The organism is Bradyrhizobium yuanmingense (assembly GCF_900094575.1).
GTDB classification, from domain to species: Bacteria; Pseudomonadota; Alphaproteobacteria; order Rhizobiales; family Xanthobacteraceae; genus Bradyrhizobium; species Bradyrhizobium yuanmingense.
Map to the genome: position 1 here is coordinate 98,913 of NZ_FMAE01000011.1, position 15,399 is coordinate 114,311.

Below are 15,399 nucleotides of genomic sequence, written 5' to 3' on the forward strand. Positions count from 1 at the left end.
AGGTTGGGGGTCTTCGGGTGGACTCGTAGAACTCAGGACTCGGCCAGCATCTTGCGCAGCTGCTTGGTGGCCGGCGTGACGATCGCGACGAAATAGGCCTCGCGCAGGCGCCGCTGCGCGCGGTGGCTCTTGAGGTAGCCGCGGGCACCACAATGCAGCATCGCCGCATGCGCCGCCGCGACACTGGCTTCGCCGGCGCGCAGCCGCAGCGCAATCACCTTGCGCCAGTAGGTCTCCTCCTCGTTGTAGGGATCGCGCGCCAGCGCCATGGTCTCGGCCTCGAGCTCGGCGGCGAGCTCGCGGAAATGCACCGGCTGCTGCGGCAAATAGCGGTTGATATGGCCGAGGGGATTGTCGACCTCGTCCATGATGTTGATGCAATCCTTGATCACCCCCAGCGCCATGCCGGCCTGCAGCAGGATGAAGCCGGCGCGGATCTTCTTGACGAAGGGCGCGGCGGGATCGGCCAGGATCAGCTCATCGGGCACGAAAGCGTCGCGGAACTGCACGCCATAGGTGCCGGTGCCGTCCATCGCGAGGAACGGCTTGCAGGGCGTCAGCGTGATCGCGGGGTCGGAGCAATCGGCCAGGAACATGACAGTGCCGGGCTCGCCACTTGCGATGCCCGGCTCGTCCTCGCGCTCGAAGATGGTGCCGAAGTAGTGATCAGGCCCGAGGTTGGAGACCCAGGGCAACGCACCGCGCACGATATAGCCGCCCTCGACCTTGCGGCCCTTTAGCTTGAGCTTCTCGATGCCGAAGAAGCTCTTCATGGGATTGGAGAGCCCGGTGCCGCCAAGCACGCGGCCGGTCGAGAAGGCATCTCCGAAGCGCTTTGCGAGCTTCACATTGGTGGAGTTCGCCGCGTACCAGACCAGCGTGTTGTGGCACCACGCCATGAAGGCCGTGGCACCGCAGACCTCGCCGATCGCCGCCATCGCCTGGATCGCGCAGCGCAGATCGGCGGGGCCTTCGTGCGGCACATGGCTGCCCCACGCTCCGACCGCGCCGAACTTGCGCAGCACCTCGGCTGGATAGACCGAACCGTCGTCGATGCCGGCGGCCAGCGGCGCGAGCTCTTGGCGCGCGATCCGCGCCACCTCGTCCGCAATGGACGGTGCGGGCTGATCCAGAACGTCGGCCCGCGATAAAGCCAGTGAACCCATGATCGTCTCCCGCACCCTGTCCTGATTGCCGTCTGCTAGATGCCGACCTCGAGATTGACCGGCCGCGTGAAGGTGTTGGCGACCGGCGACCATTTCTTCACATGGGCGACCAGCGCGTTGATCTCGTCCGGCGAGATGCCCTCGCATTCCATGTCCACCTTGACGCGCACATCGGTGAAGCCGACCGGCTTGTCGGAGGTGTCACCGGTGCCCCAGACCGCGGTGATGTTGAGATCGCCTTCGAGCTCGAGCTCGAGCTTGTTGACGATCCAGCCGCGGTGCACGGCGTTGGCATGCAGGCCGACCGCAAGGCACGAGCCGAGCGCGGCGAGCGAGGCTTCCGACGGATTGGGCGCGGTGTCGTCACCCAAAAGCCCCGGCGGCTCGTCGACGATGTAGGGCGGCAGGTTGCGGATATAGTTGGCGTGGCGGAATTTGCCCTCCGCGACCGTCTTGCACTTCAAGGTCTTGATGACCTTCGGGTTTGCCTTGCCGTTGGCAATCAGTTGCTCGAGCCCGTTCTTGTCGATGGGCGCGAGGCACCCCGTCAGCACTGTCTTCTGAACGACGGCAGTCATCAATCTTCTCCCTGGCAGAAGTGGAAATCGGCAGGATACCGAACGGTCTGTTTCCTTGCATGGAGCGTGCCAGATCTCGCGAAAAACAAAAGGCGAGGCTTTGGAGCCGCTTAAGCGTCGCTGCCTGCAGATTGGTCAGCCCACTCCTGCTCAAAGGCGGAGCAGACGCGCGCGCGGATGCGAATCTTTTCGGCGCCGAACAGATGCGGCTTGCTGATGCGAGGCGGCTGCGATTAAGTTGTCGCTCATGGCAAAGCCGTCATCGAAGAAGAATCCGCCCCACGCCGCTGCCGGCGACGACGAATCCGCACGCGGGCGCCTGCTCAGCGCCGCAACGCATCTGTTCTGCAAGAACGGCATCAACGCCACCGGCATCGATGCGATCATCGAAGAGGCCGGCACCGCCAAGACCACGCTCTACAAATTATTCGGCTCCAAGACCAACCTCGTCAACGCGGTGCTGGAGAGCGAAGGCAAGCAATGGCGCGAATGGTTCATCGGCGCCATGGAGCAAGGCGGCGGCGATGCGCAGGCGAAACTCACGCGCATCTTCCCCGCGCTGAAGAGCTGGTTCGCCGAAGAGCGCTTCTACGGCTGCCCCTTCATCAACGCCGTCGGCGAGCACGACAAGGATGCCAAGCAATTCCGCAACATCGCGCTGAAGCACAAGAAGATCGTGCTCGGCCACATCGAGAAGCTCGCCGGCGAGCTCGGCTCGGCCGAGCCTGCAGTGCTGGCGCACCAGCTCGGCCTCATCATCGACGGCGCCATCGTCGCCGCGATGATCTCGCGCGACCCGGCCGTCGCGGATACCGCGGCGCTTACGGCAGGCCCCCTGCTCGGCCAGGCCAAGGCGAAGAAGAAGCGCGCGGCGGAGCAGCTGGAGGCGGTGTGATCGCGCCGGTCTCGTAGCCCGCATGCAGCGAAGCGGAATGCGGGGACACCGTCCCGGATTACGCTCCGCTCCATCCGGGCTACGAAGATTTCGTGGTGGGCAAGGCGCAAAAGCGCCGCGCCCCCAATCCATTACAGCTCCGTTGATCGACATGGTGGGCACGCTTCCACTGTGTCCACCCTGCGAGGCCCGCTCGATCAGCGGCTCGCTCGCAGCGCGGCAAGCTCGACGTCGGCGGCCGACTTCTCGATAAAGGTCCTCGGGCAATCGGCAGCCGCCTGCTCGAACAGTTTTAACGCCTCTTCCCTGGAGCCGCTCTGCAGGGCTCGCTCGGCAATATAGAAATTCGCCTCGCAGACCTGCCCCTTCTTCTTCGCCGGGTCGGCATCGTCCGCTGCGCTGCGCACTTGCTCCGGCGTCGTCGTACCCAGGAAGAGGTTGACGACCGGCGCGGGCCATTTCGTCGCGTCGAGCCGCTTTGCAGCCTCGCTCAGCCGGCTCGGTTGGTCGCTGCGCCTTGCAACAATTTCGCGCCAGATGACTGGATAGGCACCTTTCGGATCGAGCTCGATCGCCTGATCCAGATCGGTCAACGATTGGGCGAAGGAAGCGGTCTGCCAATAGAGCCTCGCACGATGAAAGTAGGCGCGCGCATCCTTGGGATCGAGCTGCACGAGTTGATCGTAGTCCTCGAGCGAGCGGCCGAAGTCCCCCTTGGCCTTGTACGCGTTGGCGCGGAGCCCGAATGCATCCTTATCCTTGGGGTTGAGGCGTATCGCGTCATCGAAGTCTGCGATAGCGCGGTCAAGCTCCCCTTTCGCGTGGTAGGCCCCACCCCGAGCGCGGAGCACGGGGCCATCCGTGGACGCGAGCGCAATCGATTCACCTGCGACGGACGCAGAAATGGGATCTGCATCCTGACCTTGAAGCTGACTCTGCCGATCGCCGGTGTTTCCTTGACCCTTATGTGCCAGCTGGATCACCTGATTGTAATCGGCAATGGCGCGATCGTAATCACCCTTTTGAAAATAGGCGACGCCCCGGCAACCATAGGCAGACCGGCTCTGTGGGTTTAGCTCGATGATCCGGTCATAGTCGGCGATCGCGCGGTCGAGTTCACCCAGTTGAGAAAAGGATTCGGCTCGGAAGTAGTAAAAATTCTCGCTTCTGGGTTTGATCTGGATGGTTTGATCCAGTGCGGCCAACGCGAGCTCTCTCTTACCCTTTGCGAAGTAAACTCGACCGCGGCACAATTGGCCTCCACCGTTTTGCGGGCTGATCTCGACCGCACGATCGCAGTCAGCCATGGCCCGATCGGGATCCCCATTCCGGACGTAAGAGAGGCCTCGTTCGACATGCGCTATGACATTGTCCGGATGAATCAGAAGGGCCTGATCATAATCGGCGATGGCACGGACGAAGTCGCGTCTCGCCGAATAGACGTGAGCACGTCCGATATAGGCGTAGGTATTCTTCGGATCGAGCTCGATCACCTTGGCATAATCAAGCAGCGCAGCCTCGGGCTCTCGCTTTTGGATCAGCGCAGAAGCCCTCGCGATGCGGGAGTTCAGATTGCCCGGATCGCGCTCAATGATCTCGTTGTAGTCCGCTATCGCAAGGTCGATCTCGCCCCTCTGGCGGTAGAACATGGCGCGGCGGAAGCGCGCCATGACCACACCTTGCTGCATGCCCGTCCCCGCCGCCTGAATGATGGCGGTGCAGCCTGCGATCCTGTCATCGAGGCTGAAATTGCCGACCGCGTTACACTTGGAAGCCAACGGCATTTCCGCGCGAGCGCCTGACATTTCGAGCAAGGCCGTCAGCGCCACAACACCGAAGCTTGCTGCCGCACGAACTCCTGCGCGGCCGATCCTTCCAAACATGCAGTCCCCACTCAATTTCCAGAGACTTCATAGCAACCAATCTTGTCTATGCACAGCCCTTGGTTGCGCACTTGCAGGCGACGGGTCCGTGCGGCCCGATGCTCAGGCCGACTTGGCCATCATCCCCTGAAGCCGCACCAGTTCCGCCTCCAGATCACCGCTCCACATCCACTGCCCTAATGTCGAGCACGCGACGCGCCTCGAGCCGTGTCCGCCTACGCCTCGGCGATCTGCAACAAGGCCTCGCGAAAAGCCAGCGCGGCTGGTCCGAGCGGCTGGTCCAGCCGGTGCGCGAGATAGGCTTCTGCGGCAACCTGGCTGCGCCGTCCGAGGGCGGTGGTGGCAAGGCGCACGAGGCGCCTTTCCCTCAGATCGCGCTCCACCAGCCAGAACGGCAGGCGGCCCCAGCCGAGACCGGCGAAAATCATCGCATGCTTGGTGTCCTGATTGGTGACCCGGCAGGTCTGGGGCGAAAGCACACCGAACATGCGCCCTTCCGTCAGCGGCGTCGGATCGGACAGAACGATCTGCAGATGATCGGCCAGATCCTGAAGGCTGATCCTGTTGCGCGATTGCCGCCTCGCCAATGGGTGATCGACGGAAACGACGGCAACCTGCTCGACCGACGAGATCGCCTCGAGTGCGATCCGCGGATCGCGAAAATCCTCGCCGACCACGATCGCAAGCGAACTGCGCTTGTCGATCAGCGAGGCGATCGGTCCACCCAGCGGCTCGACCGCAAGCCTGATTGAAACCGAGGGATAGGCAGCGCGCATCTTCGTCAATGCTGCGCCGACCATGCCGATCGGAAACAACGTGTCGATTGTCAGGGAAAGCTCGAGTTCGACTCCCTCGCCAAGGCCCCGGGCTCGCGCCCGCATCGCATCGACCCTGAGGAGAATGTCACGCGCGTTGGCGAGCAGTGACTGCCCCTCGGGCGTCAGGACCGGCCGATGACCCGTGCGATCGAACAGCGCAACACCCAGTTCGGCCTCCAAATTGGCGATGGCATGGCTGATGGCGGACTGAACACGGGACAGCCGAGCCGCGGCCGCCCGGAAGCTCCCGCATTCCGCCACCGTCACGAATGTTCGCAACTGATCTAGCGTCAGCACGTCCAGCATGATCTATCCAATCGATCGAACTCATCGATCCTATCGCGCTACCGCTGATCAAGCACAGACCTATTTTGGCTGCTAGCCCCCACCTAAGAGCGAGGAAGCAAAATGACGAAGGTCCTGGTGCTGTACTACTCGTCCTACGGTCACATCGAGACGATGGCTGAAGAGATGGCCCGGGGTGCACGGGAGGCCGAAGCCGAAGTCGCCATCAAGCGCGTGCCGGAAATTGTTCCCGACCACGTCGCGCAGAGGGCCGGATACAAGGTCGATCAACGCGCCGACACCGCCGCCGTGGCCGAATTGCCGGACTACGACGCGATCATCCTTGGCACCCCGACGCGTTTCGGGAACATGGCCGCGCAGATGAAGAACTTCCTCGACCAGTGCGGCGGCCTGTGGTTCGAGAACAAGCTCGTGGGCAAGGTCGGCAGCGTCTTCACATCGACGGGCAGCCAGCATGGCGGCCAGGAAAGCACCATTCTGTCCGTGCACAGCGTGCTGCTGCACCTCGGCATGGTCGTGGTCGGGCTGCCCTACACATTCAAGGGACAGATGCGCATGGACGAGGTCACCGGATGCTCGCCCTACGGCGCATCGACCCTCGCCGACGACGGCAGCGGCGGGGATCGTCGTCCAAGCGCCAACGAACTGGCCGGGGCACGCTTTCAGGGACGCCATGTCGCCGAGATCGCTCGCGCCCTGGCCGCTGGGCGGCTCACGGAGGCGGCCTGATGGCGGCGGCAGCACCTGCCTCGTCCTTGCGAGATCGGCATTGGCATGTGGTGAGCATCGTCGTGGGCTCTGGCGCCGTCGCCGCGATCCAGGTGGGGAAGGCTGCGATCGCCACGCCCATGCTGCAAAAGGATCTGGGCCTTGACCTCGCCGCTGCCGGCTGGCTGACCGGGATCATCGCTGTTCTCGGCCTGTTGGGCGGTATCCCTGCCGGCTCCCTCGTCGCCCGCGCCGGAGATCGGCGAAGTCTCATTCTCGGCCTCGGGCTGCTCATCCTTGGCGCCATCATCGGCGCGCTCGCAACCGACTATGCGGTGCTTCTCGCATCGCGCATCGTAGAAGGCTCAGGATTTCTTCTGATCATTGTTGCGGGTCCGGCGATCCTGAACAGAGCAGTCCCGTCCGGGCAACAGGACGTTCCGCTTGCCCTGTGGAGCTGCTTCATGCCGGCCGGCATTGCGCTCGCGATGCTCGTCGGAACGTTCTTCAGCGACTGGCGCGCACTGTGGTGGGGCAGCGCCGGTCCTGCAGCGATCGCCATCGTGGCCGCGTGGATGAGTATTCCGGCCGCTCCGAAGCGCACCCCGGCATCGTGGCGACGGACGATGTCCGATGCCGTGTACGTGGCGGCAAGCAAAGGCCCGCTTCTGCTGGCCGGATGTTTTGTCCTCTACAGCCTGATGTTCTTCGCGCTGTTCAGCTTCCTCCCGGTGCTGCTGATGGAACGGATGAACATCCCCCATGGCACGGCCGGCATGCTCAGTGCCCTCGCCACCGCAAGCAACATCATCGGCAATGTCGCTGCCGGCTACCTGCTCGCGCGCGGTGCCCGGCGTTCAGTGCTGATCTTCGCGGCCTGTCTGGCCATGGGCTTTTCAGCTCCTGGCATCTTCCTGCAGATCTTCGGCGATACGCCCACGCTTCTGCTGTGCATCCTGTTCGCTGCGGTCGGTGGCCTGATGCCGGCCGTCCTGATCTCATCGATCCCCTTGCTCGCGCCATCCGCCGCACTCATTCCTGTGGTCACCGGACTGGTGATGCAGGGCAGCAATCTCGGCCAGGTGGCCGGACCTGTCGCGGTCGGAAGTGCCGTTGAGGCCTATGGGTGGACAGCCGCACTGGCCATCATCCTGATCGCCGCGCTGCTTGCCGCCATCATCGCCGCATCCGCCCGCTTCGATGACGCCCCAGCCCGCTGAGATTCTACTGTCCCAACATCCCGGCAAGCCGCACCAGCTCCGCCTCGAGATCGCGCTCCACATCCACTGCCCGGATGTCGAGCACCCGATAGTCGCGCGCCTCGAGCCAAGTCCGCCGTCCCGCGCGATCGGCCGCAATCGCCTCCCCCTCGCCCGGGTTCACCAGCTCGATCGCGATCCGGTGCGGGAATGAGACGAAGTCGGGGATGTGGCGCCCCACGGGAGTCTGCCGCTTGAACCCACCTGCGAAGCGGCGATCACGCGTCAGCGCCTGCCAGAGCAGGCGTTCGGCGTCGGTCGGGTTGCGGCGGAGCAGGCGGGCAAGGCCGCGCACGGTCGAGCCGCTGTCCGGCACGCCGCCGCCCTGCCCGTGCTCGGCCAGCAGCGCGCGCAGGCGCGTGGCCTGCTCGCCATCGAGCACGCCGCCCTTGGCCGGACCCTTGCGCCCCTCGGCGATCGCCATGATCACGCCGTGCAGCGTGTGCATATCCTGCTTGGTCGGCTCCATCCGGGTGAAGATGTTGCGCAGGTTCACCAGCATGGTGTCGCGCTTCTCGGCCGGGCGCAGGAATTCGACCTTGTCGAGCTCGCGCACGAGATTGTCGAAGAAGGCCTGCATCTGGTGCTGCGAGGCGCGCTCGGAGCGCTCCGGCATGGCGTGCGGCAGTTCGCCCGACGTCGCGCGCTTGAACCATTCGTAGCCGACCAGCAGCACGGCCTGGGCGAGGTTGAGCGAGGCGAAGCCCGGATTGACCGGAAAGGTGATGATGCGGTTGGAGAGCCCGACCTCCTCGTTGGTCAGACCCCAGCGCTCGCGGCCGAACAGGATGCCGGCCCTGCCGCCGGTCGCGACGTGACCTGCGATCTCGGCCGCTGCGGCCTCCGGCCCGACCACGGGCTTGGCTTGGTCGTGGGGGCGTGCGGTGGTGGCGAACAGGAGGTCGAGGTCGGCAACCGCCTGCTCGACCGTGTCGAACAGCTGCGCCTTCTCCAGGATATGGTCCGCACCGGCCGCGGCGCGCTGGGCCGCGATGTTGGGCCAGCCGTCCCGGGGATTGACGATGCGCATCCGGTCGAGGGCGAAGTTGCCCATGGCGCGCGCGGCCATGCCGATATTCTCGCCGAGCTGCGGCTCGACCAGGATCACGATGGGACCGTCGAGGGAAAGGCCCGCTTTGCTCTTGTCAGTCCCCGACATCTGCTTTCGCTTCCACTCTTCGTCTCAAGGCCTTGGCAAGGCCGCCTTAGGAATTGATTCAAGCGGCCCCCACGACCGGGCCGCCTCGCGGTCTGTCGTTTGCCTGTCCTGACAAAATTCTCAAGGGAAATAACGACTTGGATTCGACTTTGAATCTCGCCCGAAACGGGCCCGAAGGCCGGGCCGAGGGCCGGCCGGCCGCTTCCCGCCTGCGCAAGCTGGATGAGCTAAAAGTGCATAATCCCTTGGCTTTCGCCCGCTGCTATCAGGTGCTAAGAGGCGGCGGATATTCCCGTGGCGCGCCGAAAGCGCCGTTCCCAAGAGGCTTCCCCGATCATGGCAAAAATCAAGGTATCCAATCCCGTCGTCGAGCTCGATGGCGACGAGATGACCCGGATCATCTGGCAGTACATCAAGGACAAGCTGATCACCCCGTTCCTCGATGTCGAGCTGCTCTATTTCGACCTGGGCATGGAATACCGCGACCACACCAACGATCAGGTGACGATCGACGCCGCCGAGGCGATCAAGAAGGTCGGCGTCGGCGTCAAATGCGCCACCATCACCCCGGATGAAGCCCGGGTGAAGGAGTTCAATCTCAAGCAGATGTGGAAGTCGCCGAACGGCACCATCCGCAACATTCTCGGCGGGGTGATCTTCCGCGAGCCGATCATCTGCAAGAACGTGCCGCGCCTGGTTCCCGGCTGGACCAAGCCGATCATCATCGGCCGCCACGCCTATGGCGACCAGTACCGCGCCACCGACATCAAGTTCCCGGGCAAGGGCACCCTCTCGCTGAAGTTCGTCGGCGAGGACGGCACCGTGATCGAGAAGGAAGTGTTCAAGGCGCCCGGCGCCGGCGTCGCGATGGAGATGTACAATCTCGACGATTCCATCATCGACTTCGCCCGCGCTTCGTTCAATTACGGCCTGCTGCGCAATTACCCGGTGTACCTGTCGACCAAGAACACCATTCTCAAGGTCTATGACGGGCGCTTCAAGGACATCTTCCAGGAGATCTTCGACAAGGAGTTCAAGAAGGAGTTCGACGCCAAGGGCCTGACCTACGAGCACCGCCTGATCGACGACATGGTGGCCTCGGCGCTGAAATGGTCCGGCGGCTATGTCTGGGCCTGCAAGAACTACGACGGCGACGTGCAGTCCGACACGGTCGCGCAGGGCTACGGCTCGCTCGGCCTGATGACCTCGGTGCTGCTCACCCCCGACGGCAAGACTGTCGAGGCGGAAGCTGCCCACGGCACCGTGACCCGCCATTACCGCGAGCACCAGAAGGGCAAGGAGACCTCGACCAACTCGATCGCCTCGATCTTCGCCTGGACGAGAGGCCTGTCGCACCGCGCCAAGCTCGACAACAACCCCGAGCTCGCCAAGTTCGCGGCCACGCTGGAGAAGGTCTGCGTCGACACCGTCGAGGCTGGCTACATGACCAAGGACCTCGCGCTCCTCGTCGGCGCCGACCAGCGCTGGCTCTCGACCACCGGCTTCCTCGACAAGGTCGCCGAGAACCTGACGAAAGAGCTGGCGGCGTAAGCTGTCCGCAATTTCGCCCGACTGGGCCAGACATGATCAAGGGCCGCGCCAAAGCGCGGCCCTTTTTCAATTCTGTGGCCCTCGCGCGGAGATGCGACCATGCCGATCACACTATGCCGGGCCGAACTGGGAGCTTGCCGACGGCAGCGCGGTGACGGGTAAAGCCGCCGGCAATGCGCCGGGCGCGACCGCAGCCGACATTCCCTGGCTGAAACTAGACGTCACCTCGCATCGCGGCAGCGGCGCACTCACGCCCGTGACCACGGTCCAGCGCATCAACACCCATTGCGGCAAGCTCGACGGTGCCTGCGACAAGGCCGGCGAGTTCAGGAGCGCGCCCTACTCCGCCGACTACGTCTTCATGAACAAGGGCTGAGCGTTCAGCAGTCCGGTAGACATTGAGCTAAGCGCCCGCCATCGCTTTTTCGATCGCGCTCAGGGCCTCGGACGCCTTGGCGCCATCGGGGCCGCCGGCCTGGGCCATGTCGGGCCGGCCGCCGCCGCCCTTGCCGCCGAGCGCCTCGGAGGCGATGCGCACGAGATTCACGGCATTAAAGCGCGCGGTGAGGTCCTGCGTGACGCCGACCACGATTCCGGCCTTGCCGTCCCCGGTGACGCCGACGATGGCGACGACGCCCGAGCCGATCTGCTTCTTGCCGTCGTCGGCGAGGCTCTTGAGATCCTTCATCTCGATGCCTTCGACCGCGCGCGCCATCAGCTTGACGCCGCCGGCCTCGCGCACGCCCGACGCTGCGCCGTTGCCGGCGGAGGCGCCACCGCCCATTGCGAGCTTCTTGCGGGCATCGGAGAGTTCGCGCTCGAGCTTCTTGCGCTCCTCCATCAGCGCCGAGATGCGCGCCGGCACGTCGTCGAGCGAGGTGCGCAGCTCGTTCGCCGCGATCTTCGCCAGCGCCATGGTGTCGTTGGCATGTTTTCGCGCGTAGTTGCCCGTCAGCGCCTCGATCCGGCGCACGCCGGAGGCGACCGCGCTCTCGCTCGTGACCGTGATCAGGCCGATATCGCCGGTGCGCTTCACATGGGTGCCGCCGCAGAGCTCGACCGACCAGCCGAGCGCGTTGGCGCCGCGCTCGCGCGCGGTCCTGCCCATCGAGACGACGCGGACCTCGTCGCCATACTTCTCGCCGAACAGCGCGCGCGCGCCAGCCTCGCGGGCCTCGTCGACGCCCATGACGCGCGTGGTGACCTCGTCGTTCTCCAACACCACGTCGTTGGCGATGTCCTCGACCCGGGCGAGCTCCTCAGCCGTGATCGGCTTCGGATGCACGAAGTCGAAGCGCAGCCGGTCCGGCGCGACCATCGAGCCGCGCTGGGCAATGTGATCGCCGAGCACCTGGCGCAGCGCCTCGTGGATGATGTGGGTCGCCGAGTGATGGGCGCGGATGGTCGAGCGCCTGGAATGATCGACCTCGAGCTGCAGCGCCGTGCCGAGCTTCACTTCGCCACTCTCGACCGTGCCGATATGGACGAAGAGATCGCCGAGCTTCTTCTGCGTATCGGTGACGCGAACCTTGATGCTGCCCTCGCCCGAGAGCACGCCGGTGTCGCCGACCTGGCCGCCGGACTCCGCATAGAACGGCGTCTGGTTCAGCACGATCGCGCCCGTCTCGCCGGCCTTGAGGCTCGTCACCTCGGCGCCGTCCTTGACCAGCGCCGAGACCACGCCCTCGGCGCTCTCGGTCTCGTAACCCAGGAATTCGGTGGCGCCGAGCTTCTCGCGCAGCGGGAACCAGATCGCCTCGGAGGCGGCCTCACCCGAGCCCTTCCAGGACTCGCGCGCCTTGGCCTTCTGGCGCTCCATCGCGTCGGTGAACGCCGCCTGGTCGACGCCGATGCCGCGCGACTTCAGCGCGTCCTGCGTCAGGTCGAGCGGGAAACCGTAGGTATCGTACAGCGTGAAGGCGACGTCGCCGTCGAACATGTCGCCCTTCTTCAAGGACGCGCTCTTCTCGTCGAGGATGGCCAAGCCGCGCGAGAGAGTCTTGCGGAAGCGGGTCTCTTCCAGCCGCAGCGTTTCCTCGATCAGCTTTTCCGCGCGCATCAATTCCGGATAGGCCTGGCCCATCTCGCGCACCAGCGCCCAGACCAGCCGGTGCATCAGCGGCTCCTTGGCACCCAAGAGCTGCGCATGGCGCATCGCCCGGCGCATGATCCGGCGCAGCACATAGCCGCGGCCCTCGTTCGAGGGCAGCACGCCGTCCGAGACCAGGAAGGCGGACGAGCGCAAGTGATCGGCGATGACGCGGAACGAGCCGACGTTCTGCTCGTTCGGTCCGCTGCCGAGCGCGGACGAGGTCGCGTCGATCAGGTTCTTGAACAGGTCGGTCTCGAACACGCTCTCGACGCCCTGGAGGATGCAGGCCATGCGCTCCAGGCCCATGCCGGTGTCGATCGAGGGACGCGGCAGATTAACGCGCTCCTCCTTCGTCACCTGCTCGTATTGCATGAACACGAGATTCCAGAATTCGAGGAAGCGGTCGCCGTCCTCTTCCGGCGATCCCGGAGGACCGCCCCAGATGTGCTCGCCGCGGTCGATGAAGATCTCCGAGCACGGGCCGCACGGCCCGGTGTCGCCCATCGCCCAGAAATTGTCCGAGGTCGGGATGCGGATGATGCGGTCGTCGGAGAAGCCGGCGATCTTCTTCCACAGGCCGGCCGCCTCGTCGTCGGTGTGGTAGACGGTGACGAGCAGCTTGTCCTTCTTCAGCCCGAACTCGCTCGTGATCAGCTTCCAGGCGAGCTCGATCGCGCGCTCCTTGAAGTAATCGCCGAACGAGAAATTGCCGAGCATCTCGAAGAAGGTGAGATGGCGCGCGGTGTAGCCGACATTGTCGAGGTCGTTGTGCTTGCCGCCGGCGCGCACGCATTTCTGCGAGGTGGTGGCGCGCTGATAGGGCCGCTTCTCGACGCCGGTGAAGACGTTCTTGAACTGCACCATGCCGGCATTGGTGAACATCAACGTCGGGTCGTTGCGCGGCACGAGTGGCGAGGACGGCACGATCTCGTGGCCGTTCTCGGCAAAGAAGTTCAGAAAGGTCGACCTGATCTCGTTGACGCCGCTCATGTTCATCCAATCGGGTATGCTTGGGCCCGCTTTTCGCGGTCCAAACCGGACCGTTAAGGCTGATATCTGCGGGCCAAAGCGCTTTTAGACAAGGCCAGCTTCGCTGTCCAGAAACTGTGCAAGGAGATCAGAGGGTTGCCGCGACCGCGCAATCTCGTTGGATAGGGCGTGCGAACGCGTTGACAGGCTTGGCTCCCCTGTGGTCTCTACCCATCTGTATCGTACGGCCACGTCGGGAGAGACCGGCACCTGGTAGCCGGCGCCGAAGGAGCAACCGCCCCGGAAACTCTCAGGCAAAAGGACCGCGTGGCTTTGACAGCATCTGGAAAGAGGCGCCGACGGGTGTAGGCTCGGACAGCGTCCGCCGACGGGATAATACTCTCAGGCACAGCGACAGATGGGGCTTCGACTGGTGTCCATCGGGGAATCCTCCCCGGGGAACCGCCGAGGGCCCTCAAGATGCTAGCGCACGACCAAGACTCCCTGAAACGCACCCCCCTCTACGACCTCCATGTGTCCCTGGGCGGCAAGATGGTGCCGTTCGCGGGCTATGACATGCCCGTGCAGTACCCCGCGGGCGTCTTGAAGGAGCACCTCCATACCCGCACCAAAGCGGGCCTGTTCGACGTCTCCCACATGGGCCAGCTCGCGCTCCGGCCGAAATCCGGCAATGTGGAGGACGCCGCCCGCGCGCTGGAGCGGCTGGTGCCGCAGGATATCGTGGCGATCGCCGCAGGGCGGCAGCGCTACGCCCAGTTCACCAATGACGACGGCGGCATTCTCGACGACCTGATGGTCGCCAATTTCGGCGATCACCTGTTCCTGGTCGTCAACGCCGCCTGCAAGGCCGAGGACGAGGCGCATCTGCGCGCGAGCCTGTCCGACGCCTGCATCATCGACACGCTCGCAGACCGCGCGCTGATCGCGTTGCAGGGCCCGAAGGCGGAAGCGGCGCTGGCGAAATTCTGTGCAGACGCGCCGGCCATGAAATTCATGGATGCCGGCCCGCATGAGGTCGCCGGCATCAAGTGCTTCGTCTCGCGCTCCGGCTACACCGGCGAGGACGGCTTCGAGATCTCGGTTCCATCAGGCGATGCCGAACGCCTCGCAAAAATGCTGCTGGAAAATCCCGACGTGCTCCCGATTGGCCTCGGGGCCCGCGACAGCCTGCGGCTGGAAGCCGGGCTCTGCCTGTACGGCCACGACATCGACACCACGACCACGCCGGTCGAGGCCGCGCTGGAATGGTCGGTGCAGAAAAGCCGCCGCAGCGGCGGTGCGCGCACCGGCGGTTTCCCCGGCGCCGCGAAAATCCTCGCGCATTTCGATGGCGGCGCATCCCGCCGCCGCGTCGGCTTGCGCGCCGAAGGCCGCGCGCCGGTGCGCGAGGGCGCGCTGCTGTTTGCGAATGACGCGGCCGGCGAGCCGATCGGACAAGTCACCTCGGGCGGTTTCGGCCCGAGCCTGAATGCGCCGGTTGCGATGGGCTACGTGCCCACGAATCTGAGCGCGCTTGGCACAAAGCTCTTCGCCGAGGTGCGCGGCCAGCGACTGCCCTTACAGGTGGCCGCCATGCCCTTCGTGAAAAACACCTACAAACGCTGAGGATTCGAAATGACCACGACGCTGTACACCTCTGATCACGAATGGCTGGCGATCGACGGCGATGTCGCCACCGTCGGCATCACCGATTACGCCCAGCAGCAGCTCGGCGACGTCGTGTTCGTCGAGCTGCCCAAGGTCGGCCGCGCGCTGAAGAAGGCGGAGGCCGCCGCGGTCGTCGAATCCGTCAAGGCGGCCTCCGACGTCTACGCGCCGATCTCTGGCGAAGTGCTCGAGACCAACGCCGAGCTCGTGGCCGAGCCGGCGCTGGTGAACTCGGATGCACAAGGCAAGGCGTGGTTCTTCAAGGTCAAGATGGCCGACAGAAGCGAGCTCGGCGGCCTCATGGATGAAGCCGCCTACAAGGCGCATACGGCTTAAGCACGATGGAG

General features: G+C 64.7%; 12 protein-coding genes, 1 pseudogene and 1 riboswitch. Of the genes and pseudogenes, 7 read left to right on the top strand and 6 right to left on the bottom strand.

The genetic code is table 11. The features are described 5' to 3' along the window. Positions 1–32 precede the first annotated feature (32 nt). Positions 33–1,166, bottom strand: coding sequence for an acyl-CoA dehydrogenase family protein (locus GA0061099_RS32665; protein ID WP_036027860.1), 1,134 nt, complete (start codon positions 1,164–1,166; stop codon positions 33–35). Between the two features lie 35 nt (positions 1,167–1,201). After that, entirely contained in the window at positions 1,202–1,744 is a 543-nt protein-coding gene (locus GA0061099_RS32670) for an OsmC family protein (RefSeq protein ID WP_027576569.1), read from the bottom strand. Between the two features lie 247 nt (positions 1,745–1,991). Between GA0061099_RS32670 and GA0061099_RS32675 the strand changes: the two genes are divergently transcribed. After that, positions 1,992–2,639, top strand: coding sequence for a TetR/AcrR family transcriptional regulator (locus GA0061099_RS32675; RefSeq protein WP_036012964.1), 648 nt, complete (start codon positions 1,992–1,994; stop codon positions 2,637–2,639). 197 nt (positions 2,640–2,836) lie between these two features. Here the strand turns inward: GA0061099_RS32675 and GA0061099_RS32680 are convergent, their stop codons facing one another. Continuing rightward, a complete protein-coding gene (locus GA0061099_RS32680) occupies positions 2,837–4,522 on the bottom strand; it encodes a tetratricopeptide repeat protein (protein WP_036027858.1) in 1,686 nt (561 codons plus the stop codon). A 215-nt stretch (positions 4,523–4,737) separates the two neighbouring features. Continuing rightward, positions 4,738–5,646 (bottom strand): LysR family transcriptional regulator, encoded by a 909-nt coding sequence (locus tag GA0061099_RS32685; RefSeq protein ID WP_074448245.1) that lies wholly within the window; start codon positions 5,644–5,646, stop codon positions 4,738–4,740. A gap of 102 nt (positions 5,647–5,748) precedes the next feature. On the opposite strand from GA0061099_RS32685, the gene wrbA reads away from it, so the two are divergent. After that, entirely contained in the window at positions 5,749–6,375 is a 627-nt protein-coding gene (wrbA, locus tag GA0061099_RS32690; RefSeq protein ID WP_036012985.1) for an NAD(P)H:quinone oxidoreductase, read from the top strand. Next, entirely contained in the window at positions 6,375–7,574 is a 1,200-nt protein-coding gene (locus GA0061099_RS32695; protein ID WP_036027862.1) for an MFS transporter, read from the top strand. The genes wrbA and GA0061099_RS32695 overlap by 1 nt, the downstream gene beginning before the upstream one ends. A gap of 4 nt (positions 7,575–7,578) precedes the next feature. Here the strand turns inward: GA0061099_RS32695 and GA0061099_RS32700 are convergent, their stop codons facing one another. Continuing rightward, positions 7,579–8,772: a TrmJ/YjtD family RNA methyltransferase gene (locus GA0061099_RS32700; protein WP_036027863.1), complete on the bottom strand. Its 1,194-nt coding sequence runs from the start codon at positions 8,770–8,772 to the stop codon at positions 7,579–7,581. A gap of 336 nt (positions 8,773–9,108) precedes the next feature. On the opposite strand from GA0061099_RS32700, the gene GA0061099_RS32705 reads away from it, so the two are divergent. Both GA0061099_RS32705 and GA0061099_RS32710 read left to right on the top strand, forming a co-directional pair. Next, positions 9,109–10,323, top strand: a complete 1,215-nt coding sequence (locus GA0061099_RS32705; RefSeq protein WP_036027864.1) for an NADP-dependent isocitrate dehydrogenase — start codon at positions 9,109–9,111, stop codon at positions 10,321–10,323. Positions 10,324–10,408: 85 nt separating this feature from the next. Next, positions 10,409–10,699 (top strand): annotated as a pseudogene (locus GA0061099_RS32710) (DUF3455 domain-containing protein); the annotation flags it as partial. 27 nt (positions 10,700–10,726) lie between these two features. Here the strand turns inward: GA0061099_RS32710 and alaS are convergent. Next, complete coding sequence (gene alaS / locus GA0061099_RS32715; RefSeq protein WP_036027883.1) at positions 10,727–13,405, bottom strand: alanine--tRNA ligase; 2,679 nt, start codon at positions 13,403–13,405, stop codon at positions 10,727–10,729. A 223-nt stretch (positions 13,406–13,628) separates the two neighbouring features. Then, positions 13,629–13,719: riboswitch (glycine riboswitch) on the top strand. A gap of 145 nt (positions 13,720–13,864) precedes the next feature. On the opposite strand from alaS, the gene gcvT reads away from it, so the two are divergent. Both gcvT and gcvH read left to right on the top strand, forming a co-directional pair. Continuing rightward, positions 13,865–15,010, top strand: coding sequence for a glycine cleavage system aminomethyltransferase GcvT (gene gcvT / locus GA0061099_RS32720; protein ID WP_036027865.1), 1,146 nt, complete (start codon positions 13,865–13,867; stop codon positions 15,008–15,010). Positions 15,011–15,019: 9 nt separating this feature from the next. Continuing rightward, positions 15,020–15,388 carry a glycine cleavage system protein GcvH gene (gcvH, locus tag GA0061099_RS32725; RefSeq protein WP_036027866.1) on the top strand — a complete coding sequence of 123 codons (369 nt, stop codon included), beginning with the start codon at positions 15,020–15,022 and terminating at the stop codon, positions 15,386–15,388. Positions 15,389–15,399 lie beyond the last annotated feature (11 nt).